The sequence below is a fragment of the Bacillus sp. FSL K6-0923 genome (assembly GCF_038630825.1).
GTDB classification, from domain to species: domain Bacteria; phylum Bacillota; class Bacilli; order Bacillales; family Bacillaceae; genus Bacillus; species Bacillus pumilus.
On the sequence record NZ_CP152044.1, the window covers coordinates 1,818,788 to 1,842,080 of the forward strand.

Sequence of the window (23,293 nt, forward strand, 5' to 3'; positions counted from 1 at the left end):
GTTTTGTTTACCTTTGAGTAAACTGCCAGGAATCAAATTGGAATAGGCTGGAACCATTTCCTTTGAAGACAAAGAATACGTTGTGTACTCCCGTTGCCCCGTTGACTGCTGTTTCTATTTCTCGCCAGTTTCCACCTGTGGAAGGGACATTGAGTGTTCCGGCAATTCTGCCGTCTGGACTGCCAAGACGTACCTCAATTTGTCCGCCTGAAGCGGCTGCTACATTGGCTTTAAAGGTTCTGGCACCCATCGATCCGAAATCGACATTACTGACAGCCACCCAATCGCCGTTTTGAATGTTTGTGACATGCTGGTTATTGACTGGCCCACCAGGTGCTGAGGAGGCCTCTGTTAAAATGCGTCCATTCCAAGCGAACGTTTCAGCTTCTACCCGCTGATAAGGATTTAGGTTGGAAAGTTGTTTAACGCCTTCAAAATTGGCTGCGACCTCTCGAAGGGAGCCGTCAGCATTATGCACAAGCTTATTAATGTGCGGAGATCTGTAGCCTTTCCCTGCTCCGTATAAGGCAGAGCTCACCGTTTGTGTGTGATACACGACATACCACTCGTTTTTAAAATTAAACACAGCATGATGGTTGTTACCGCCGCCACCGAAAAATGAACCCGGATTTTTCAAGAAGTGTCCTTTATACGTAAAGGGACCCATAGGACTTGAGCTCGTCATATAACCGATCTCGCCTGGTGGTTTATCTGCTGGGTGGGAGCCTCCAAAATTGATGCAATAGGAATAGTAATAGGTACCGTTATACTTATGCATTCCCGAATCTTCAAACATAAAAGGGGCATCAATGGTTGATGCACTGCCGACCACACTTGTCATGTCAGGCCCTAGCTTCAGAACTCTTGCTGTTTTAGGATTGGCCCATTGTCCCTGCGTTGGATTTGAACCGCCTGGAACGCCTCCTCCGGCATATAAATAACCGGTCCCGTCATCATCTACAAATACGGCTGGATCAAACAGCCATACAACACCGGACATCCCTGGTGTATTTGGCGTGACGAGCGCTTTTCCGATAGGATCTTTCCAAGGACCAATCGGGCTGTCCGCTGTCAAGACGCCAATCCCTCCGCCGCTGTTAGCAAAATAGAGGAAAAATTTATCCTTCCCATTGATCTTCTTCACCGCAGCGGCTGGAGCCCAAGAAGCGCCTGCCCATTTGGCAATCCCTTTCCCGCCATTCGCCCCATTGGCACCTGCTACTGGAATCGCTCCGTGATCTGTCCAGTTCACCATATCCGCGGAAGAGATGACAAAAACCCTATTCAAATTTGCAAAAGAATTGTCCTTAATCGTTCCATTGCTGTGATACTCATAGTCATCGCTCGACATATAAATGTACACTCTTCCGTTATAGGTGAGCGCAAACGGATCCGCCCCCAGGTGATGGTCTATGAGCGGATTTGCATTTCCTACTTGTTTTGCAATGGGGGTACTTGCTGCACTCGCATCATATACAGGTACACAGCTTAGTACCAAAGCAAGAATCAATAAACCTAAACCGCACTTCATCCTCTTTCTCATCGTGTCATTTTCCTCCTGTTTTCATCTTCCTAATATTGGGGTTTACGCCCAATTTCAAATTATGTTGATAGACGCTGATGAAGAATGAATACAAAGGATGATTTCTTGGGCGAATCGCTGCTAAAACAACGATGAAAACCCTTACTTTTTGACTAGGAGACAACAAAAAAATGCAGTTCTCCTTTTGGAACTGCATTTTTTTAGCTTATTCATGATTGTTGATCACATATAACGCGCGGTCACCATTTTCTTTCTTGTATAAAACTCCACCCCGTCTGTTCCATTGGCGTGCAAGTCCCCGTAGAAAGAATCCTTCCAGCCGGAAAACGGGAAAAATGCCATTGGTGCGGGAACACCGATATTGACGCCGAGCATCCCTGCTTCGATGTTTTCGCGGAATTCTCTGATGCTTGATGCACTGTCTGTGTAAAGGCAGGCACCGTTTGCAAATTTTGATTGATTGGACAGGTCGATCGCTTCTGTCAGTGAAGAGACACGAACAATTGATAAGACTGGGGCGAAAATCTCGTCCTGCCAAATTTTCATTTGATTTGTCACATGGTCAAAGATCGTTGGTCCAACGAAATACCCTTTTCCGTTTGTTTCGTGATCTTTCCTACCATCTCGAATGAGACTTGCGCCTTCTTCAATCCCTGACTGAATGTATTGAAGCGTTCGCTCCTTATGTTCCTCTCGAATGACTGGACCAAGAAAGACCTCTTCATTTATTCCGTTTCCAATGACGAGCTCGTTCGATTCATCAACTAATTTTTGAATGAGCTCATCTGCCACTTCTTCTTCCACAGCGACAACGGCCGCGGCCATGCAGCGCTCTCCTGCTGATCCAAAGGCAGCACCAATGATTTGTTTTGTTGCCGCGTCTAAATCTGCATCTTGGAGGACAATGGAGTGATTTTTTGCTCCTGCAAGTGCTTGGACACGTTTGCCATGCTCTGTGCCTTTTTTATAGACGTATTCTGCGACTGGTTGAGAGCCGACAAATGAAATGGCTTTAACCTTTTGGTGTTCAAGCAGACCATTGACAACATCGTGAGCCCCATTGACAATGTTGAGAACACCTTTTGGAAGACCTGCTTCTTCAAATAGTTCGGCTAAACGTGCGGCAAGAATCGGCGTGCGCTCTGAAGGTTTTAAAACAAACGTATTTCCGCAGGCAATGGCAAGCGGAAACATCCAGCAAGGGACCATCATCGGAAAGTTAAATGGTGTAATCCCCCCGATGACGCCTATTGGATAGCGGTACATGCCAGATTCGAGTCCAGATGCGATATCTGGTAATTGTTTTCCCATCATTAAGGTTGGTGCACCAGCGGCAAATTCGACACATTCAATCCCTCGCTGCACTTCTCCTTTTGCTTCTGTTATGCTTTTTCCGTTTTCAAGCGTGACGAGTTCAGCCAGCTCATCCCATTTTTCAACGAGTAACTGCTGATATTTAAATAAAATGCGGGCACGGCGGGGAACGGGTGTTTTTGACCAAGTGGTAAATGCTTCTTGTGCTGCCTGTACCGCACGTTCGACATCTTTTTTTGTTGAAAGCGGCACTTCTGCGATGACCTCGCCAGTAGCTGGGTTATATACTGCCTCTGTCTGACTAGTTTCTGCCTCAATCCATTGTCCGCCAATATAATTTTTCAACATTTGTACATCTGTTTTGGTCATGTTCCCTCTCTCCTTTTTATGAAAAAATGTCATGCTTATAGGATGTGTTTGGTTGTCATTGTCTCATCAAATGGGCGCCCATCAGTATACACTCTTTGTCAAATATTATTGTCGTTTTGGTTTACGTTGTGATAAAAGCTTGCTCTAACGTGTGAAAGGTTGCCGCCCATCCCTTTGGTTGTGAGAAATAATTCCCGAATGCGATTCATTCATGGTGATTTTTTGGTTAACTCTTGATTAACTTTAGAAAAATCATAATATTAAAAACGCTTTCAGTCAATCCTCTTTTTGCAGCATAAAAAAACCTGATGCGCGTTGCATCAGGTAGAGGCTGGTTTATTTCTGTTAGTTGGTTGATGCGGTATATTGATTCGGTTCTGAAAAATGCGGGAGCATCTCACCATGTGCTTCAATGAGTTCATCGCATAATTTGATGATGTCATCAATCGATAGTTCAGCGCTTGTGTGTGGATCAAGTAATGCCGCTTGATAAATGTGCTCTTTTTTGCCACTGATTGCTGCTTCAATTGTCATGAGCTGTGAGCTGATATTGGTCCGGTTGAGTCCAGCCAATTGTTCAGGGAGTTCTCCGACATAGCATGGCATGATGCCGCTCCGATCTGCAACACACGGCACTTCGACACACGCTTTTTCAGGCAGGTTGTGAATGAGGCCGCCTGTGTTCAGCACATTCCCGGCAAATTTAAAGGGGACGTTCGTTTCAATCGCTTCAATGATAAGAGAACCATATTCTTTTGAGCGAGTATGTGTGATCTGTGTATTGCCCACAAGGTCATGCTTCATGGTATTCCAGTTGTTGATTTGCTCCTCGCAGCGTCTCGGGTATTCATCAAGTGGAATATTAAATTGACCGATCAATTCTGGATAGCGCGATTTGATAAAATAAGGGTGGTATTCGGCGTTGTGTTCTGAGGACTCAGTGACATAGTAGCCGAATTTATCCATCAGCTCAAAACGTACCATATCATGATGCCGTGATTTCTGCTTTTCTTTCGCTCTTCTTTTGATGTCTGGATACAAATCTTTTCCGTCCCGTTTCACTTCTAATAACCATGCCATATGATTAATGCCGGCAATTTTTTCTTCAATGCCTTCATGATCCATTTCAAGTGATTCAAATAGATCCTTTGTACACACCTGCACACTATGACAAAGACCCACCGTTTGAACCTGTGTATAGCGCAGCATCGCACCTGTCAGTGTGGCCATTGGATTTGTGTAATTTAACAATAAAGCATTTGGGCAAACCTCTTCCATCTCCCTTGCAAAATCAAGCATCACAGGAATTGTTCGAAGGAAGCGGAAGATGCCGCCGATGCCAACCGTATCCGCAATCGTTTGTCTTAACCCATAGTTTTTCGGAATCTCAAAATCAATCACCGTGCTTGGCCGGTAGCCTCCAACCTGGATGGCATTGATCACATATTTCGCATCCTTTAAGGCTTCTTTTCGGTTGTGATAGGACTTAATGGCCACATGTGCACCGTAGTTCTCTTTTAAATGGCGGAGCATCGTTTCGGATTCTTTCAGCCGGTTGTGGTCGATATCATATAAAGCGAATTCAAAACCGGTTAGTGCAGGGACGAACAAACAATCTCCTAATATATTTTTAGCAAACACGGTACTCCCTGCACCGATAAATGTAATTTTAGACATAGACGACTCTCCTTTTCGCATCCATATTGAACTACCCTTTGACAGAGCCTTGTGAAAGCCCTGCGATAAAATATTTTTGCAACAGTAAAAACATCGTCACCATCGGCAGCATTGCAATGAGCGCAGCAGCACCAACGAGCTGAAGTTGATGTTGATTTTGACCAAAAAAATGGGATAAGGCGACTGTGAGTGTGTGCATCTCTTTATCTTGCAAAAAGAAGATGGCAAATTGATAGTCGTTCCAAATATACACACAGGCAATGATTAAAATAGAAGCGGTAATAGGTTTCAGAAGTGGAAAAACGACGGTGAAAAAAACTCTAAATGTCCCCGCTCCATCAATACGGGCTGCTTCTTCAAGCTCCTTTGGAATGGTCGACCGGATAAAGCCTGCGTATAAGAAAATGGTTAGCGGTAAAAAAGCAGCGACATTATTTAAAATAGCGATTTGATAGGTGTTCATCATCCCGATCTGAACGACCATTTTATAGAGCGGGACAAGGGCTGTGAGTGGTGGAATGACCATAATGGCGATGAATAAAACATAAACTGCTTTATTCAGTTTTGTGTTTCTTCTTGCGAGCGGATAGGCTGCAAGAGAACCAAGAAAGATAAGGCATACAGCAGAGCTGAACGTAATGATCACGGTATTCAAAAAGGATTGGCCAAGCTGAGCCTCTGTCCATGCCGTGCGAAAGTTTTCAAGATGAAGCACTTTTGGAAACAGCCATTTTGAACTGAAATCTCCTATCCCCTTTAATGATGTCGTCACCAAGATATAAAATGGAATGAGATGAAGCAATGTCACCAAAAGGGCGAGGAAGGAGTACCATCTCTTCTTACGTTTAAAAGCATTTTCCATCACACCTCGGTCTCCTTTCGTTTGAAATACATCAGTGCTGCGACACTAATGACAAGGATGATGACCGCCATGAAGACCCCTTGCGTTGCTGCATAGCCTGCATCCTGACGTTTGAAATACAGATCATACATAAAGGTCGACATTGATTGTGAGGAATCTCCCGGTCCGCCGCCAGTAAGCGCCACAATGACATCAAAGAGCTTGAGCCCGCCAATGACATTCAGCACAACATTAATGGTAATAGACGGTATAAGGAGTGGCAATGTGATTCGCCTGAATTGCTGGAGGCTGGATGCGCCGTCTAATTGTGCGGCTTCATAATAATCCTTAGGAATGCTTTGCAGTCCTGCTAAATAAATGATCATCGCAATCCCGACGAATTGATAGGTGTTGACGAGCACAATGATCCATGTGTTTAATTGCGGATTGCCGAGTGCATTCATTTGATCAAATCCAAAAAGCGCCACCACATCGTTTAAGGCACCGCCTTGGTAAGCAAACACAAAATACCAAATATAGCCCATCGCAATCGGACTAATCATGACAGGTAAATAGACAACTGTTCTTGTGATCGCTCTCATCTTTAAGCTTTGATTTAATAAAAGAGCATATCCAAGTCCAATGATATTTTGTAAGATGGTGCTCCCGATTCCGTATAGAAGCGTATTTTTAACAACAAGCCATGTCGCTGGGTCCTGAAGCAGACGTTTATATTGATCAAGCCCAATCCATTCATAAGTTTGTGAAAACCCATTCCAATTCGTAAAGGATAGCTGAATGCCGTTCAAAAAAGGATAAATGATAAAGGTACTGACAACGAGAACAGCAGGCAAGTACATCCACCAAAGGGATGAATTTTGGCTTTTTTTCATTTTCTGCTTTGGTAAAGAGGTGAATGCGGCTGGCTGCTGAGTTTTTGTGATGTCATTCATTGGCTTCACTCCTGTTTCAGCATGCGCCTGCTATTGTTTTTTCAGACGCTTATATTCCTCTTCCATCTTCTTCGATAATTGTTCTGGTGTGATGGAGCCTGCTAATAATTCTTGACCCGATGCTGCCATGACTGCCCACATGCCGCTTGGTAAGTATTTTCGATCGAAATACGGTTCAATCTTCACCTCTTCGTATTGATCGTAAAACGTAGAATAATAGTTTTTTGCTTTTACTTGCTTTAAGGCTGCTTCAGATGAGGTGCCTTCTGCGATTTTTTTCGCATTTTCAGGCTTTGCGAGAAAATCAATGAATTGTTTTGCTTCTTTTAGATGTTTGGAGTCTTTCCATGCAGCGACCGTAAACCGTTCTCCTCCAATCCAGCTTTGTTTATCTCCTTCATGAATAGATGGAACTGGCATCGTGCCTACTTTGATCGATGGATTGAGTTCAGATGCTTCAGGTCCTAAAGAGCCTCCGACAAAGGTGAAGGCTATTTTGTTTTGTGCCATCAGTTCAGGTGCTTGAGTTAGTTTTGCTGTGAGGACATCTTTGTTTAAAAGATCTTGATCTTTCAAGTCCTTTATGAACTGTGCAAGCGGTGTATAGAGAGACCAATCAAATGATCCGTTCTCAAGTTCTTTTCCGTAGCGATGGTTTGGACCGGTGATCAGTAAAGGTGTGGCGAGTTCATCAAAGACTTGGGCGATATTTGAGTTGTCTCCTCCTGGTATCCAGAGCGGCACAACCTCTCCTTTGCTCTTTTCCTTCACTGTCAGCAAAGCCGATTGGAATTCATCAAGTGTTCTAGGTACCTCAATGTCATAGTCCTTTAATAGATTGGCATTAAAGCTAAGCCCGTCTTTTGCTTGATTCAGCGGATATGCGTATACTTTGCCATCTTGATCCTTTAAAATCTGATCGAGTGAAGGATCAAGTTGTTTCACCCAATTCATCTCTTTTAGATCAGCGACATACTCGCTATAGCGAAGTTTGGCCCAGCCGTGTGTGTCAAACAGATCCGGCATATCGTTTGCCCCCATTTTGACACGAATCGTATCTTCATAGCTGTTGCCTGGGAAGTTGGCATCGATTCGAAGATGTGGATGCTCTTTTTCAAACTCACGAATCACTTCTTCAAACGCTTTTCTTTCCCCGCTGTTGCTCATCGTCGAAAAGAGAGTCAAGGTGACCTTTCCGTTTGCTTCAGACGTACCGTTATTGCTGCAAGCAGACAAAAAAATGGTCAAGACAAAGGCCGCAGTGAGCAGCATGATTTTTTTATTCATGGTTTCCTCCTTTTGATCACTGAAAATTCAGACGATAATCGGTAGAATTCATGCAGTTGCGGAAACAAAAGAAGTCCATTATACTGGAATTCTATTCTTTTCAAAGAGATAAGAGAGCATACCGGTAGGCTGCCTTGTTCTTCGCATGATCTGGCCATCATGCGAAGCAGCTTGCTTTCTGCTTTTTTGTCTCTTTTTTGTTTGCTGAAATCTCGGGTTCACCCCCTTTCATGGATGAGGCATGTGCTGCCTCTTTCGATGAGTTTGGTTGGCACGACGACTTTTAGAGGAAGCTTTCTGCCGTTTATTCTCTCAAGCAAAAGCTTCAAACCGACTTCCCCCATTTCTTCTGTATATACTTTGACGGTTGTAAGTGGCGGGCTTGAAAATGAAGCTGCTTCAATGTCATTAAACCCAACAATGGATACATCTAAAGGAACACGCAGACCGGCTTCATTGAGCGCGCGCATTGCGCCGATCGCCATTGAATCACTTCCGATAAAAAAGGCTTGTGGCAGGTTTCCTTTTGTTATGGCTTGCTTCATGAGCGAATAGCCTTCTTGCATGGAGTATTCCCCAATATGGATGTCATCCAGATGAAGACCACCTGCTTCTTGCATTCTCTTCATAAACGTCGTTTGTCTTTCGTCCTCAATCACAGCATTCCCTTCGAAATAATGTTCACGCTCCTTTCCGCCAATATAGCCTAGATGTGTATAGCCAAGCGATTGCAAATGGCGAATTGCTCGATCTGCTGCTCTGACAAAATCAACATGTACACAATCATACAAATCCTCATCCGCATAATGATTGATAAAAACAATGTGTTCCATTCGATTAGTCATTTTTTCAACCGTATCAGGACTGATTCGTCCAATGACGATCAAACCGTCAATATCTTTTAGCATCGCACCTTTATCCATGCTTCTCAGGCGAAAGGTATGGAGGGTGGACAGCCCTTGTTTGGCATATTCTTTTTCAATTCCTTTTCGAATCGATGAAAAAAAGGGATCATTTAATTCTTCGTCAATGGATTGAGCGACTACGATACCGATGACTGGGGATTCAGATGTGCTTTTTTCCTCTGCTTGATCGGCTTTTCTTGCTCTCACGGGGGTATAGTTTAACTTCTTTGCAATGTCGAGGATGTTTTGTCTTGTTGCGTGAGAAACGGCAAGGGTTTGATCGCCATTTAACACACGGGATACAGTAGAAACGGACACTTTTGCATCATGAGCAATATCTTTGAGTGTGGTCATAGGCAAACTCCTCTTGGTTTTTGACTAAATATTTACTAAAGATATTTGAAGGATACCACGTTGGTAAAGCGCTTTCAAGTGTGGATTTGTGATTTTTTATTTTGTTTTTGAGTATGTTTTGATTGGATGCAAGAGTTTAGTAAAGTTGCGTAAAAAAAGAGGAATGTTTCATCCTCTTTTACTCACGTGATTCAATTGAGGCTGTTTCTTTTGAAAACAATTGCTTCATTGTCTCCCAAGCCGTATCGAGTTGCTGGTGAAGGCCGAATAAACCTGAGTTTCCGATAATATAGATCTCGTTTCCCGCCTCAGCAAGCTGCCGGAACGTGTGCTCATTACAAGAGCCGTCTACTTCAATTGAAAATGAGTAACCTCTCTTCTCTTTTACCTCTTTCACCTGTTTAATTTTCTGAAGCATTTCTTTAATAAAAGGCTGACCTGCAAAGCCTGGATCAATCGTCATGATCGTCACTCGGTCTATTAAATGTAGATAGGAATCTAATGCTTCAATTGGTGTGGCCGGATTTAAGACAAATCCGACCTCACAGTCTCTTTGATGAATATGCCGAATGATTCTAAAAACGTCTCTTTGCACGACCTCTGGGTGTAAGCAGATCATGCTTGCCCCTGCATCAATGCAGGCATCGATTAAAAATTCTTGGGGGGATTCTGCCATAAGATGCACATCAATGGGTCGATCTGTTAGTTTTCGAAGCTGTTCTATGAAAAAGGGTGATAAGGTGATATTTTTCACGTAATGACCATCCATGACATCGACATGATATCGATCTGCTCTCGTGTTGAGAATATGAATATGTTCGCGGAAGTGCGTTAAATCCATACACATCAGTGAAGGTGAAAAAATGGCTGTCATTCTCAGAAGCCTCCTTTTTACAGTTGAAATAAAAGCTTGATCAATCCAATTAAGATTCCGATGATACCAAAGTCTGTATCTCCAAAAGTTGTCCCTTCAAAACCAAGGGTTCCTAACACAGGTAATAAACAAGCGGGTAAAAAGGAAAGAAGCAATCCATTCACAAAGGCCCCAGCGACAGCCCCTCTCACGCCTCCAGTTGCATTACCATACACTCCTGCTGTAGCGCCGCAAAAAAAGTGCGGGACAAGACCAGGAACGATGACAGTTAAACCAAACAAAGGTAAAAGAAAAATAGATACAATGCCTCCTGCAAAACTGCATAAAAAACCGATAATGACTGCATTTGGAGCAAATGGAAAAACGGTTGGTGCATCAAGTGCCGGTTTTGCCCCTTTCACAAAACGATCGGCAATTCCTTTGAAAGCAGGCACAATTTCACCGATTGCCATCCGTACCCCGGCTAAAATAATGTACACACCAGCAGCAAAGGTTATCGCCTGAATGAGAATAAAGACAGCGAAGTTCATGCCCCCACTCATTTGTTCTATAAAGGGAATCCCAGCAAACGGTGCAATCGCAAAGAACAGCAAAGCCATCGTGATTGAAATGGCCACAGATGTATCTCGTAGAAAGCCGAGTGATTTAGGCACTTGAATGGTTTCTGTTGATCTCTCTGGACGACCGATCCATTTTCCGATCATTCCCGCTGTAAAATAACCGAAGGTACTGAAGTGTCCAAGCGCAAGATCATCGCTTCCAGTGACTTTCCTTGTGAATGGCTGAAGAATAGCGGGTGCAATGACCATAGCGGTTCCTAATATAATCGAACCGGTGGTGACAAGAAACGCTCCTTTCATTCCACCTGTCGAGAGAACGACTGCGAGCATTGCAGCCATATACAAGGTATGGTGTCCTGTTAAAAAAACGTATTTAAAGGGCGTGAATTTTGCCAATAACAAATTGACCAGCATGCCAAAAATCATAATGAGAGCTGTCTGTGTTCCGAATTCCTTTTGAGCAATGGCTGCCATGGCATCTGTATTTGGCACAACTCCTTGAATGTGAAATGCTGCTTCAAACATTTTTCGGAAAACGCCAAGTGAATCAGACACGACCGTGGCGCCTGCTCCTAATATTACAAAACCCATGGTTGTTTTTAAGGTGCCTGACACGGTATCTGCGGCTGATTTTTTCTGCAAAAGTAAACCGGCCAGCGCAAACAAACCGATGAGAATTGCCGGTGTACCCAATATATCGTTCATGATCAGTTCCATCATGATGTGAATCCCCCCTTTTTCGTGGCTTATATGTGTTTGCGAAGGACGTCTTTAATGGCTTCCTGGTCTAACAAGTTATTTAATCCAGCGACCGTTCTTGTGCCGTCATCCAGCTGATCGATAATGTCTGTTGCTCCGATATATAGATCAGCTTGTTCATTTTTACTTGTGCTGAGATCGGTATGGTCCACTTCAGCTGCAAGTCCTAACTCTTCTAATGCTTTTTTGACATTCATTTCCACGATAAAGCTGCTTCCTAATCCGTTTCCGCACACAACAAGAATTTTTTTCAATCTCTTTTTCCTCCTTTATCGTTGTGAAAATTGATCAATTAGTTTTTGCGCCGATGCTAATTCCTTTGCTTCAACCAGTTGTTTCCTCCGCTTTTCATCACTTAACAGCATAGTCAGCTGTTTGAGTGCTTTTAGGTGGGTCATACTGTCAATGGCTGCTAGCACGATGATGAGACGAACCTGTTTTTTTTCATCCTTAGAGAAAAAAACGGGCCGTTCGAAAGACATGAGTGACATGCTTAATTCGTTCACGCCGTCCTCTGGTCTGGCATGTGGAATGGCTACTTGTGGTGCAATCACAATATAAGGTCCATTTTGGTCAACGGACTGAATCATGGCATCCACATAACCTTTCTGAATGGCATTTTGATCGAGTAAAGGCTGCGCTGCTTTTGTGATGGCCTCTTGCCATGTTTCTGCTGTTTGTTGGAGATGAATGGTTTTTTCTGTTAATAAATCGTTTAACACTGGTTTCCACCCTTTCTGATGGGATACATATGCGGGATGAAGCAACTCTTTAAGATCACGAAGCAGTGCTTTTTCATTTTGTACGATGGTATGCTCTTGAATGATGTTGAATAAAGCGTTCACATTGTTCTTATCAAACATGGTTTCGGCACTTTCTCCATATTGAAGCAAGGTTTTTTTCTCATAGGCAGTAAGGATGGGATGAACGAGATGAACTGGCTTTCCTTTAAACGAAATAGGTGTTGTTGACACAACAAAGTCGACATCAATCGATGACAGTTGTTCATATGAGCGCTTTGATAATAGATCACGTACTTCGATATAACCGATTAATTCGATAAGCTGTGTTTTCAGCATGTGACTTGTGCCAATTCCTTCGCCGCAAACAATGTATACAGAACGCCGCACAATTGGCGAAATCCCTTCTCTTCTCATCCAACCACCAAAATGCATCGCCACGTAAGCAATTTCATGATCACTTATCTTGGAGCAGGTCGCCTTTTCTAAATGACATACGACCTTTTGAGTGATATCAAACACCTCTGGCTGTGTTTTTTTAATAGATTCTGTTAATTCATTGTTGATATCAATGTGATAGATGAGTCTGTAATAGGCAGGGATGAGATGCATGGTTAAGTTTTGCTCCAAGGCTTCGTACTCTTGAAAGGAGATACATGCATACCGCTGAAAATCAAAAATCATTTGTCTGGCAATGGTGCGAATGAGATGCTCTTCTGGCTTTTGACTTGATGGAAGCTTTTGTTTCTTGGCGCTGAGCCATAGAGTGCTAAGAAAATAGATTTCATCATCATGAACTTGAAGACCCGTTTCTTTTTGAATTCGTGCCATGAAACGAATAGCCGCCAAGCATTCCTCGGTTTCCTGCAATGTACGCTTTTCTTCGTTTGAAAGGTGTATAGCACGTCCTAGCTTCATCCGCTTAAAGTAGAAAAAGAGATCCAAAGACAGCTGATCCAGCATGTCATCAGCAAACTCGAGCTGAAGCTCTTGTTCTGACTGCTCGAGGAGATATTTTAACCTGTTATTTGAAATAGGCCCCTTTAACCACAGAGATGGAAAAGCTTTTTCATTTTTTATCATGGTGCGAATGGAATGAATATAAGGTTTCAGTGCCAATCGAATCGCTCTTTCTTCTCCTGAAATCAAATAGCCGAAGGCTGCCTGATAGTGAAGCGTGAGCTGCTGCTTTGAAAGTGCTTCTTTTAGCTGTTTCATATCTTCAAGCAATGTATTCCGGCTCACTTTGGTGAGCTTCATAAAATCATCAATTTTTAGACATTTCTCACTGCATGCAATGGATAAGAGCAGAATAGCCCTTCTTTCCACTACACATGGTTCATAATCATCTCCAACGAGAATGCTGTTCGCTTTTTGAATAATGACTTCTTTTTCATGTGGGTGTAAGTAGTAGCCAAGTTGATCTTTTCGCTGAACGCCACTAAGCTGATGAGTGTCCAGCCAGCTATTCATGCGTTTGATTTCAGAGTAGACGGTTCGAGTAGAGACATTCAGTCGATTCTGTAAATCTTCAATTGATAAATAAGATGTCGTGTGAATCAGCATTGATAGTAAAGTCGTGCCTCTTTTGGTTAAGTGCAGTTGGAATTCCTCCCTTCTTCTCTTTGGTTATAAGTCTAATCAACTCACATGCGTCAAAGAAGTCCAAATGTTTTCAGCAAATGCTGTGCAGGTTTTTGGGTGCTCTTTTGTTATAAGAAAAAGCACACTCGTATGAGTGTGCTTTGAGACTTGTATACAAGGAGTCATTTGTCTTCTGAAACGTGATAGAAAACCTTTGTGTGGTGATGGTTATTCAAATCATTGTTAAATGCGGGTTTTCAGATTGTGGCTGCTACTTAATCAATTAACCTGAATTATAATTAAATCGCGCAGTTTCCAATATGCAGTTCAAAATGTTTTTCTTCTGAAAATATCTGAGCGATTTTACCAGTTGCTTTATCTGCTACAATGATGTTGTGATTCTCTGAGGATAGCCAAATCTCTTCAATTGCCTTATCGAAATCTAGAGCTTTTACATTTGCCCAAACAGGAAAAGGGTCATTTACAACTAAAATAAACCATTCTCTTTTCTCTTTCAGAAAATCTAGTGAATTTTTTAACCAAGCCATAACAGATACTTTGTCTGTAATTGTTAAAATATCAGAAGGTGTAGAGTCTATTTGACGAAATTGTTTTAATACTGCTTCACATAATTTTAGCCATTGAGAAGCATCATCTTCAAAACCAATTACCTCAATATAAGCTAATTGTTGTATTTTCTTTTTAGCATTCATAAAAGCTATTTTCTTTTGTATTTTTTCATTTTGATATACCATATTTTTCATTCCTCATTATTCATTGTAATAGATATGGTGATCACCATTTGGTCCATAAATATTTGAATACCTTTCTTTTTTAAAATCATAATTAAATGGGTCGGCACCCTCTTTCGGTTTCCCTGCGTGAGTGTGTAATTTTCCGTCATTAGTATGTTGTACTATAACTCTTTTTCCTTTTGGGGTATCAAATTCATAGTACCGCCCATGATGAGTTTGGTTAGAACTGTACTCATAATTACGATGTTCTTGTCCCTTCTTAAAAACATTATCTCCTACTTGCCATTGACGAGTAGGCTGTTGTGATCTAGGTATTTCCCCTAAATCCTTAGCGTGCCGCAAAGCCCTTTTTCGATTAAGTCCTTCTTGACTTTGAGCGTTTAACCCCATCTTCCCTTGAAACCTTTTCGCCCCAAACGGCAAAAGCATTCCAAGTGCTGCGTTCATACTCGCTTCCTGCTGTTCTTTTGAGACCTTATTACCAAACATATCACGGCCCGTAATCGCTTCGCTGAAGCCGTTGGTGGCGGTGAGGCCATATAAGCCTTTTTGAGATGTTTTTAAGGCGTCAAAGGATTTTTGCGATGTCTTGTAGATGTCGACTGCTTGTACTGCGGCTGAAGTGGCTTGAGAGGTTTTATAGACGGCTTTTCCGCCTTTGAAAATGCGCCCTGCCCAGCCGACGATAGGGATATATCCCGCTGCTGCCATGCCGCCTGCGGCGACGCGCTGTCCTGCGGTAAGTTCTTCGCCTGTGATCGGGTCAACGCCTGTTGCGGCGCGTTTTGCATCGTTCACGCCAGTTAGTTCATTCACAATATTCCCGCCATAATCAAGTGCTTTTTCATACCAATTACGGTTGGCGAGTGCTTCTTGTTCCTTTGCGATTTCGCGGGCTTCCTGTTGTTCTTTTTTAATGTTGAGATATTCGGCAGTTTGCTTCTCAATATCGCTTTTCGCCTTGTAGATTTCGCTATTATGATACGCTTTCTTGTCAAAATTCATAGGTGAAATGGCTTTTCCGTCATTTGTCGCATTCATCATTTCTGCGTACAATGCCATTGTAGCTTGCTGCTCCGTTTCTGACAAAGCATATTCATCTTTTACATTTTGATCAAGCTCTCTTAGGTCTTTCACTGTCTTTTTTCGCTCGTCTTCCGCATCTGCAATCTTTTCATCAAAGGTTTGGCTATCAAATACTTCTAGAGAAATGAGGTCGTCGATGTCTTGAAAAATCGTTTTAAGTGCCTTTTTTTGATCCTTTACAATGCTTTTGGCGTTTTTGATGCCCATATGTACAGCGTTATCTAAAAAGTGTTCTTCTACAAAGGTACCGCCACCAAAATTTGTATCATCTAGTGTCCCAGAAACACCTTCATGAAAGGCTTTTTGCTTATCGATGAAGCTGATGAACATATCTACATTTCCGGCGAGCTCTTTGTAGAAGCTTTTAATGTTATCGGCACCTTTCCCAGTGAAGTCGTCACCGAGATTAGAAACACCTTGTAATGCTTTTTTTAAATCTACCATTTGTTCGCGGAGTTCCTGATAGTGCTTTGCTCTTGCGTCCATGGCACTTTCAAGTGCTTTTGCATCAAGTATCTTCCCCAGAAGAATTCACTCCTTCCTATTCATTGACAAGGTCAATTTTACCAACACAAAGTTTGTCATTAAATAGGAATATAGATACAAAAACAGTACTTAATATGTAAATGATCCGTGTTTTATTAGAGCGCTTTAGCCTCGCCATCGTCAGTAATCATTAAGACACGATTCTTAAAACATCTTTTAATTAAAATCATTTGAGATGTTCCATTGTAAACAAGTGTTATAGAGCACTTCCATGGTAAGGAAGAGGGCACTAATTGAGCCAATTATAATCCGCGCTACCTTTTTTAAACAACTAATAGTAAAACACGCCCTTCACATTGTGCTTTCTTACGACTTAGACTTAAGCAATTGCAGCTCTTGGTCCATAATATCTGCTGCTTCGGTAATAAATTGAATGATTAAGTCTAATTCTTCTCGTTTGTATTCGTTTGTGAGTTGTTTAGTTGATGCTGATAAGGATTGGAAGAGTTCTTTTACCTGTGATTTCCCTGCCGTTAATGGAACGATGATAACTCTTCGTTTGTCTTTTGGGTCCTTTTCTCTTTTTGCGTAGCCCGCTTTTTCAAGGCGGTCAATCAGAGCTGTGACTGCACCTGAGCTAAGACCTGTTTTTTCACTTAATTCTCCTGCTGTGAGAGGACCGAGTTCATTTAATAAATCGGCTGATTTGAGGTCTGTTGGGAAAAGGCCAAGCGATTGTGCGGCCGCTTGGTGGAATAAAACCGTTCGTGTGGCGAGACGCCTCATTGTATGGATGATCAGGTCTGCTCTGTCTTCTGCGTCGTTCTTTATTGACAACTTGTTCTCCTCCCTTTAAAATAAATTATCTTGATCATCAAGATAAATGTTCTCTTACTTTATATTTAAGTTGATCATAGCAAAAATAAGGAGAGAACGTAAGCAGGAGGTAAATGAAATGAATCATGTTGATAAAGGCAAGGCATCCACTCGCTTTGTTGTCATCGGTTTGCTGTTAGGAATTTTTATGGCGGCGATGGACAATACCATTGTTGCAACAGCAATGGGAAGCATCGTAGCAGATTTGGGCAGTTTTGATAAATTTGCTTGGGTGACGGCTTCTTATATGGTGGCAGTAATGGCTGGAATGCCGATTTACGGAAAGCTTTCTGATATGTATGGTCGAAAGCGTTTTTTTCTGTTTGGACTTATTTTCTTTTTAATTGGATCAGCGCTGTGCGGTATCGCACAAACGATGGATCAGCTCATTATTTACCGAGCCATTCAAGGGCTTGGAGGCGGCGCCCTTCTTCCAATCGCGTTTACAATCATCTTTGATATCTTCCCGCCTGAAAAGCGTGGAAAAATGTCCGGTATGTTTGGTGCAGTGTTTGGTTTATCGAGTGTACTAGGACCGCTCTTAGGAGCTATTATCACAGATTCAATCGGCTGGCACTGGGTTTTCTATATCAACGTGCCAATTGGTATTGTTAGTGTGTTCTTGATTGCTAGATACTACCAGGAATCACTAGAACATCGCAAGCAAAAAATTGACTGGTCAGGTGCTATCACACTTGTCGTGGCGGTTGTGAGCTTAATGTTCGCACTTGAGCTTGGCGGTAAATCTTATGCGTGGGATTCAGTGCAAATCCTCACCCTTTTTGCCGTGTTTCTTGTGTTCGGTACCATCTTCTTTATTGTTGAGCGAAAAGCAGAGGAACCGATTATTTCATTTTGGATGTTTAAAAATCGTTTATTTGCGACATCTCAAATTTTGGCGTTTTTATATGGCGGAACATTTATTATTCTTGCTGTCTTCATTCCTATTTTCGTTCAGGCGGTGTACGGTGAATCAGCGACAAGTGCAGGGTTCATTTTAACACCGATGATGATAGGGTCTGTCATTGGCAGTATGATTGGCGGAACGATGCAGACGAAAGTGCCTTTCAGACGTCTTATGACGATCTCTGTTATTTCATTTTTCGCGGGGATGCTGCTTCTTGCCAATATGTCACCAGATACAGCTAGAATTTGGCTCACAATCTTTATGATGATATCAGGCTTTGGTGTCGGCTTCAGCTTCTCCCTTCTGCCGTCAGCTTCAATGAATGATCTAGCCCCTCGTTATCGAGGCAGTGCAAACTCGACCAATTCATTTATGAGATCACTTGGGATGACACTTGGTGTCACGATTTTTGGGACGATTCAAACCAATGTCCTATCGAATCGCTTAGCAGAAGCCTTTAGCGGAATGAAAGGAGCCCCTTCTCAAATAGGCGATCCACAAGCCATTTTTCAAGAAGGTGCCCGCTCACAAATTCCGCCTGATATTTTAAATAAAGTCATTGATGCGATGTCACAAAGTATTACGTACGTATTTTTGATTGCGTTGTTTCCTATTGCCCTTGCAGCGATTACGGTCCTGTTCATGGGAAATGCACGTGTACGCACATCAAATGAAATGAAAGAAAACGAATAATGTGAAAAAGCAGAGCTTAAGCGGCTCTGCTTTTTTGTTTCACTGATATAGAGGATGGGCTTTGCCCTCACTGCCAACGATACGTATTTTCGATGTGACCATATCTTTTGCGGCTTGTTTCGCTTTTTGTAAATACATCCGTGGATCTAAGCTTTCCGGTTCGTTTGAGAAATGATCACGAATGGCTTCAGAGTACGCATTTTTTAATTCAGTTGAGACATTGACCTTTGCCATACCAAGTGCCACACATCGTCTGACGTCTCCATCCGGAACAGCGGAACCACCGTGCAGCACAAGGGGAACATCGACCAGCGATGCAATTTGTTCAATACGGTCAAAGTCAATATCCGGTACCCCTTTATAAATGCCGTGTGCGGTACCAATTGCAGGTGCTAAAGTTGGTACCCCAGTTTCTTCTACAAATTGACGGCATTCTGATGGAATGGCTTTTTCAGCATCCTTTTCATCAACAACGATATCATCCTCTACGCCGCCCACCTTGCCTAGTTCAGCTTCAACGTTCACCCCTACTTTTAATGCGAGGTCCACCACTTCTTTTGTGCGGCGAACATTTTCTTCATATGAATGCATCGATGCATCGATCATGACGGATGTATATCCCGCACGAATACAGGTGAGAATCACATCAAAGTCCGTACAGTGATCGAGGTGCAGACCGATCGGGATTTGATATTGATCAGCCGCCGCTTTGACTGTATCTGCAATCGCTTTTGCTCCAAGAGATTGAACGGTTCCAACCGTTGTTTGCAAAATGACAGGTGATTTTAATTCTGCCGCCGTTTCGAGCACCCAATAAATACTGTCAAAGGAATGTACATTGAATGCAACGATTCCGTATTTTTCTTTTTTCGCAGTCTCAAGCATTGGTGTTGTGGATAGTAAAGGCATGATCAAACATCCTCTCTCGTTAAAATATCTGTTTCTAATACAGTCAGCATGTCTTCATTTGTTCTTGTTTCCAGCAGCTTTTGTCGTTTCGCTTCATCCATTAATCCTCGTGAAAGGGCAGAAAGTGCCTTTAGATGAGTGGTCCCTGCTTCACTTTTGGGGATCAGTAAGGATAAGAAGAAAAAGCAAGGCTTCCCATCAAAAGCGTCCCATTCAATGCCTGTTTCTGTGCGGACGATCACGAGTGCTGGTTTTGTGATGGCGTCTGTTTGTGTATGCGGAATGGCAAATCCATCTTGAAATCCAGTTGTGCTCAGCGCTTCTCTTTCAGTTAAGCCTTTTTTCACATCCTCTGGTGATGTACAAATACCTGCTTTGTAGGCAATATCAGCAATAGCTGCGAAAACGCCAGCCTGTGACGACGCGGTTTCATGAAGATTCATATAAATATGTTCCATTATTTCTCTTCCTCCCTATTAAACTGCGGGTTTGTCTATTTTTTTACGATACAGTCCGTATAGAATGGCACCTACAAGTGATCCGATCAGTATGGATAGTACCCACTGGAATGCACCTGTGACGACTGGAAGGACAAGGAATCCACCATGCGGAGCTGGAACCTGTACGCCAAAGAGATACGTCAATATAGCAGAGATGGCGGAGCCAAACATGATAATTGGCAGGACAACGATCGGGTTTTTAGCCGCAAATGGGATGGCCCCTTCTGTTATATGTGTCGCTCCTAGAATATAGTTGATGGCCCCTGCATTTCGTTCCTGCGGTGTGAAATGTTTTCGGAAAATCGTTGTGGCAATCGCAATGATAAGCGGTGGTGTGATACATGCTGCTGACACACCTGCCATGAAGTAAAGGTTACCTTCTGCAAGTAAAGCCGTTCCTGTGACATAGGCTGCTTTGTTAAAAGGTCCTCCCATATCAAATCCACACATCGCTCCAACAATTAAACCTAAGAGCAGCGGATTCGTGGATTGAACAGCTGAGAGAAAATCCATTAATGAATTATTTAGACCTGTGATTGGAACTAATAGTGGTGTCATCACAGCCCCAATTAAGAAAATACCGATGACAGGATAGATGAAGATTGATTTTAATCCGTCAAGTGATGCAGGTAATTTTTGAAGCAGGAATTGAAGGAGTACGATGATATACCCTGCTGCAAAACCTGCGATAATACCACCTAAGAATCCGGCGCCTCCATCGTTTGCAAGCAGGCCGCCGATAAATCCGACAACCATCCCTGGGCGTTTCGCGATTGAATCAGCGATAAATGCTGCTAAAATAGGCACCATTAAGCTAAAGCCGAGTCCGCCAATGTTTTTCAAGTAGGCAGCAAACGGATGATACGTTTCATGCTGAGGATCAGCTGAGTAAATACCGAATAGAAAAGATAAAGCAATTAAGACCCCGCCTCCAACAACAAATGGAAGCATGTGTGATACACCGTTCATTAAATGTTTGTAGATGGTGTGTATCCACTTATTCGCCGACTTTTGTTGAGCTGGTGAAGGAGCAGATGTTTTTTCTGTTCCAGAAGTTCTTCCTTTCACTTGATGAACAGGTGCTTCTCCATTCATAATGCCTTGAATCAGTTCATTTGGCGTGCGGATACCCTTCGCTACAGGCACTTCAATCAGTGGTTTGCCGTGAAAACGATCTGTATTCACATCTTTGTCAGCTGCGACAATGACTCCATCGGCCTCCAAAATGTCTTGATCGGTTAAAGCGTTTTCAATTCCTACTTGACCGTGCGTTTCAACTTTGATGTCGACCCCTAGTTGCTCAGCAGCTATTTTTAATGCCTCAGCTGCCATAAATGTATGTGCAATGCCTGTTGGACAGCCAGTTGCAGCGACAATTTTTTTACGGCTCATGTGTATTCCCCCTTATATCTTGTCAATGTGTACTTGATCAATTAATGAATGAATGTCATGTAAATCACTTAAGCCTTTAGAAAATGCAGTAGATGCGCCTGTTGCAATGCCGTAACGTAAGCATTCTTCAGGTGAATGACCTTCAAGCTGTTTACTAAGAAAGGCTGCGAGCATCGCATCTCCAGAGCAAGCTGTGTTTACCACAGTGCCAGTCGGTGCGTTTCCTTTTAAAACGGCGTCTTTTGTAATGAACAAAGCCCCTTCTCCCCCGCGGGAAATAAGCACTTGCTCTGCACCCATCTCAATGAGCTTTTCTCCTGATTGAATGAGTTCTTTTTCTGACATAGGATGTGTTTTGCCGAAAAAAGCAGCGATTTCTTCTTCATTCGGTTTTAATAAATACGGCTTGTATTGAAGTGTCTCAAGAACTGCTGCGGAGCTTGTGTCTAAAATAAACTTGACGTTGTTCTGATGACAAATAGCTGCTACTTCTGAAAAAATGCTGGCTGGTACGCCCTTTGGCAGGCTGCCTGACATGATCAGGATGTCCCCCTGCGGGATGGCCGCTATTTTTTCACGAAAGGCGTGAAGCGCTTTTTCTTCAATCGCAGGTCCCTGGTTCACGAGCTTGTATTCTTCAGTCGTATTAATAAAAACATTAATGCGTGTAATTCCTTCAACTGAGATAAAATCGGTTTGAATGGAAAGGTCCTTTAAGGATTGTTCAATATAAGAGCCTGAAAACCCAGCAATAAATCCTAATGCAGTGCTGGTGAATCCATATTTCTTTAACATAATGGAGACATTGACTCCCTTGCCATTCGGCTGATAATCTTCATCTTCCGTGCGGTTGACTGCATTTGCCTTCATTTCTTTTAATGCAATATATAGGTCAATAGCAGGATTTAAGGTGCAGGTATAAATCAATTGGTTTCACCTTCTTTCTTTTCTCTAAAGAAAGTATCTCATACGCAGGAGTGAAAATGTTTTCAGATTTGGTAAAGGTTTTCATGATAAAAAGCCTTCTAGATCAAAGTCTCGAAGGCTTCTTTATTGATTATTTCATTCGAATCACATAGGCATCTAGTAAAATGCGGGCGATGACATGAAGAGACAAGCGCGATCTGACCTCATAATCTGGGAAGAAGGATTGTTCGCCTTTATATCCGACTAGAGTCATATCTGATATTTTACTTAATGTAGAATCTATTCTCGTTGTGACAGTAATCGTCGTGATTTGCTTCATGCTAAGATTTTGACACGCTTCAACGAGCTCTGCTGTTTCGCCATTCAATGAAACAAAGATTGCAAGTTCGTTTTTACCGATATCCCGCGACTTCAGCCGAATGATATTCGGGTCGTCATGTACTTCACATGTTTTTCCGATGAGCTGTAATTTGATGGTCATTTCTTTGGCAATCATCTCTGAAAAGCCTCTGCCGAAAATATAAATTTTGTCCGCATTATGTATTTTTTGAACGGCATCTTCAATTTGCCCAATACTTTGCAGCTGGATCGTCTTTAAAACCTCTTCTTCGTTTTTCCGAATCGCTAGCTTGATGTCTTCATCAATGTTTTTGAGCTGATCACTTGCATCGGTCATTTTCTTTTCTTGTTTCAATCGATATTTAAAGGATGTATAGCCGTTGTAGCCGATTTTTTTCATCAGCCTGACAATTGTGGCTGTCGACACATTGGCTCTTTCACTTAATGTGACGATGGATAAGGTGGAGATATCCTCTAAATGCTGGTGAATATAGTTGAGTAAATAACGTTCTGTTTCACTTAACGTTTGATACACTTCGGTTGGAATGTTAAATAGTGGTTCATTCAATTTGATTCCCCCTTACTCATTTCATACTATAATTAAATGCCCAATAAAAACAAGCTGATTCTTTTGTCATATATTTTGTTGAAAGCCAAAATGAG

20 protein-coding genes are annotated in these 23,293 nt (G+C 42.4%); 1 reads left to right on the forward strand and 19 read right to left on the reverse strand.

Annotated features, from left to right (window positions below; genetic code table 11):
* Window positions 1-7: 7 nt before the first annotated feature.
* The 14 genes from MHI16_RS09185 to MHI16_RS09250 all read right to left on the reverse strand — a co-directional run bounded on the left by MHI16_RS09185 (window position 8) and on the right by MHI16_RS09250 (window position 16,873).
* Window positions 8-1,543 carry a glycoside hydrolase family 43 protein gene (locus MHI16_RS09185; RefSeq protein ID WP_061408019.1) on the reverse strand — a complete coding sequence of 512 codons (1,536 nt, stop codon included), beginning with the start codon at window positions 1,541-1,543 and terminating at the stop codon, window positions 8-10.
* A 222-nt stretch (window positions 1,544-1,765) separates the two neighbouring features.
* The gene (locus MHI16_RS09190; RefSeq protein WP_061408022.1) at window positions 1,766-3,226 is read right to left on the reverse strand and encodes a CoA-acylating methylmalonate-semialdehyde dehydrogenase; all 1,461 of its coding nucleotides are present in this window, start codon (window positions 3,224-3,226) and stop codon (window positions 1,766-1,768) included.
* Window positions 3,227-3,571: 345 nt separating this feature from the next.
* Window positions 3,572-4,903: an alpha-glucosidase/alpha-galactosidase gene (locus MHI16_RS09195; RefSeq protein ID WP_342498168.1), complete on the reverse strand. Its 1,332-nt coding sequence runs from the start codon at window positions 4,901-4,903 to the stop codon at window positions 3,572-3,574.
* A 31-nt stretch (window positions 4,904-4,934) separates the two neighbouring features.
* Window positions 4,935-5,765 carry a carbohydrate ABC transporter permease gene (locus MHI16_RS09200; RefSeq protein ID WP_342498169.1) on the reverse strand — a complete coding sequence of 277 codons (831 nt, stop codon included), beginning with the start codon at window positions 5,763-5,765 and terminating at the stop codon, window positions 4,935-4,937.
* On the reverse strand, window positions 5,765-6,697 hold the full coding sequence (locus tag MHI16_RS09205; protein ID WP_061408030.1) for a sugar ABC transporter permease: 933 nt from the start codon (window positions 6,695-6,697) through the stop codon (window positions 5,765-5,767). Before MHI16_RS09205 ends, MHI16_RS09200 begins: the two co-directional genes overlap by 1 nt.
* Before the next feature lie 30 nt (window positions 6,698-6,727).
* Window positions 6,728-7,984: an extracellular solute-binding protein gene (locus MHI16_RS09210; RefSeq protein ID WP_061408036.1), complete on the reverse strand. Its 1,257-nt coding sequence runs from the start codon at window positions 7,982-7,984 to the stop codon at window positions 6,728-6,730.
* Between the two features lie 218 nt (window positions 7,985-8,202).
* Window positions 8,203-9,243: a LacI family DNA-binding transcriptional regulator gene (locus MHI16_RS09215; RefSeq protein WP_061408039.1), complete on the reverse strand. Its 1,041-nt coding sequence runs from the start codon at window positions 9,241-9,243 to the stop codon at window positions 8,203-8,205.
* Between the two features lie 178 nt (window positions 9,244-9,421).
* Entirely contained in the window at window positions 9,422-10,117 is a 696-nt protein-coding gene (gene alsE, locus MHI16_RS09220; RefSeq protein WP_061408042.1) for a D-allulose 6-phosphate 3-epimerase, read from the reverse strand.
* A gap of 17 nt (window positions 10,118-10,134) precedes the next feature.
* On the reverse strand, window positions 10,135-11,397 hold the full coding sequence (locus MHI16_RS09225; RefSeq protein WP_061408045.1) for a PTS ascorbate transporter subunit IIC: 1,263 nt from the start codon (window positions 11,395-11,397) through the stop codon (window positions 10,135-10,137).
* 26 nt (window positions 11,398-11,423) lie between these two features.
* The gene (locus tag MHI16_RS09230) at window positions 11,424-11,690 is read right to left on the reverse strand and encodes a PTS sugar transporter subunit IIB (RefSeq protein ID WP_061408048.1); all 267 of its coding nucleotides are present in this window, start codon (window positions 11,688-11,690) and stop codon (window positions 11,424-11,426) included.
* A 15-nt stretch (window positions 11,691-11,705) separates the two neighbouring features.
* Window positions 11,706-13,778, reverse strand: coding sequence for a BglG family transcription antiterminator (locus MHI16_RS09235; RefSeq protein ID WP_268467633.1), 2,073 nt, complete (start codon window positions 13,776-13,778; stop codon window positions 11,706-11,708).
* A gap of 281 nt (window positions 13,779-14,059) precedes the next feature.
* Complete coding sequence (locus tag MHI16_RS09240) at window positions 14,060-14,515, reverse strand: hypothetical protein (protein WP_061408054.1); 456 nt, start codon at window positions 14,513-14,515, stop codon at window positions 14,060-14,062.
* A gap of 15 nt (window positions 14,516-14,530) precedes the next feature.
* Window positions 14,531-16,126 (reverse strand): T7SS effector LXG polymorphic toxin, encoded by a 1,596-nt coding sequence (locus tag MHI16_RS09245; protein ID WP_268467634.1) that lies wholly within the window; start codon window positions 16,124-16,126, stop codon window positions 14,531-14,533.
* A 327-nt stretch (window positions 16,127-16,453) separates the two neighbouring features.
* Complete coding sequence (locus tag MHI16_RS09250; protein WP_058015696.1) at window positions 16,454-16,873, reverse strand: MarR family transcriptional regulator; 420 nt, start codon at window positions 16,871-16,873, stop codon at window positions 16,454-16,456.
* A gap of 169 nt (window positions 16,874-17,042) precedes the next feature.
* On the opposite strand from MHI16_RS09250, the gene MHI16_RS09255 reads away from it, so the two are divergent.
* On the forward strand, window positions 17,043-18,563 hold the full coding sequence (locus MHI16_RS09255) for an MDR family MFS transporter (protein WP_061408061.1): 1,521 nt from the start codon (window positions 17,043-17,045) through the stop codon (window positions 18,561-18,563).
* Between the two features lie 39 nt (window positions 18,564-18,602).
* Here the strand turns inward: MHI16_RS09255 and MHI16_RS09260 are convergent, their stop codons facing one another.
* The 5 genes from MHI16_RS09260 to MHI16_RS09280 all read right to left on the reverse strand — a co-directional run bounded on the left by MHI16_RS09260 (window position 18,603) and on the right by MHI16_RS09280 (window position 23,198).
* Window positions 18,603-19,472, reverse strand: coding sequence for a class II fructose-bisphosphate aldolase (locus MHI16_RS09260; protein ID WP_058015609.1), 870 nt, complete (start codon window positions 19,470-19,472; stop codon window positions 18,603-18,605).
* A 2-nt stretch (window positions 19,473-19,474) separates the two neighbouring features.
* Complete coding sequence (locus MHI16_RS09265) at window positions 19,475-19,933, reverse strand: fructose PTS transporter subunit IIA (RefSeq protein ID WP_061408064.1); 459 nt, start codon at window positions 19,931-19,933, stop codon at window positions 19,475-19,477.
* Between the two features lie 15 nt (window positions 19,934-19,948).
* Entirely contained in the window at window positions 19,949-21,364 is a 1,416-nt protein-coding gene (locus tag MHI16_RS09270; RefSeq protein ID WP_058015608.1) for a PTS fructose transporter subunit IIBC, read from the reverse strand.
* A 12-nt stretch (window positions 21,365-21,376) separates the two neighbouring features.
* The gene (gene pfkB, locus MHI16_RS09275; RefSeq protein WP_058015607.1) at window positions 21,377-22,291 is read right to left on the reverse strand and encodes a 1-phosphofructokinase; all 915 of its coding nucleotides are present in this window, start codon (window positions 22,289-22,291) and stop codon (window positions 21,377-21,379) included.
* A gap of 130 nt (window positions 22,292-22,421) precedes the next feature.
* A complete protein-coding gene (locus MHI16_RS09280) occupies window positions 22,422-23,198 on the reverse strand; it encodes a MurR/RpiR family transcriptional regulator (RefSeq protein WP_268467619.1) in 777 nt (258 codons plus the stop codon).
* Between the last annotated feature and the right edge of the window lie 95 nt (window positions 23,199-23,293).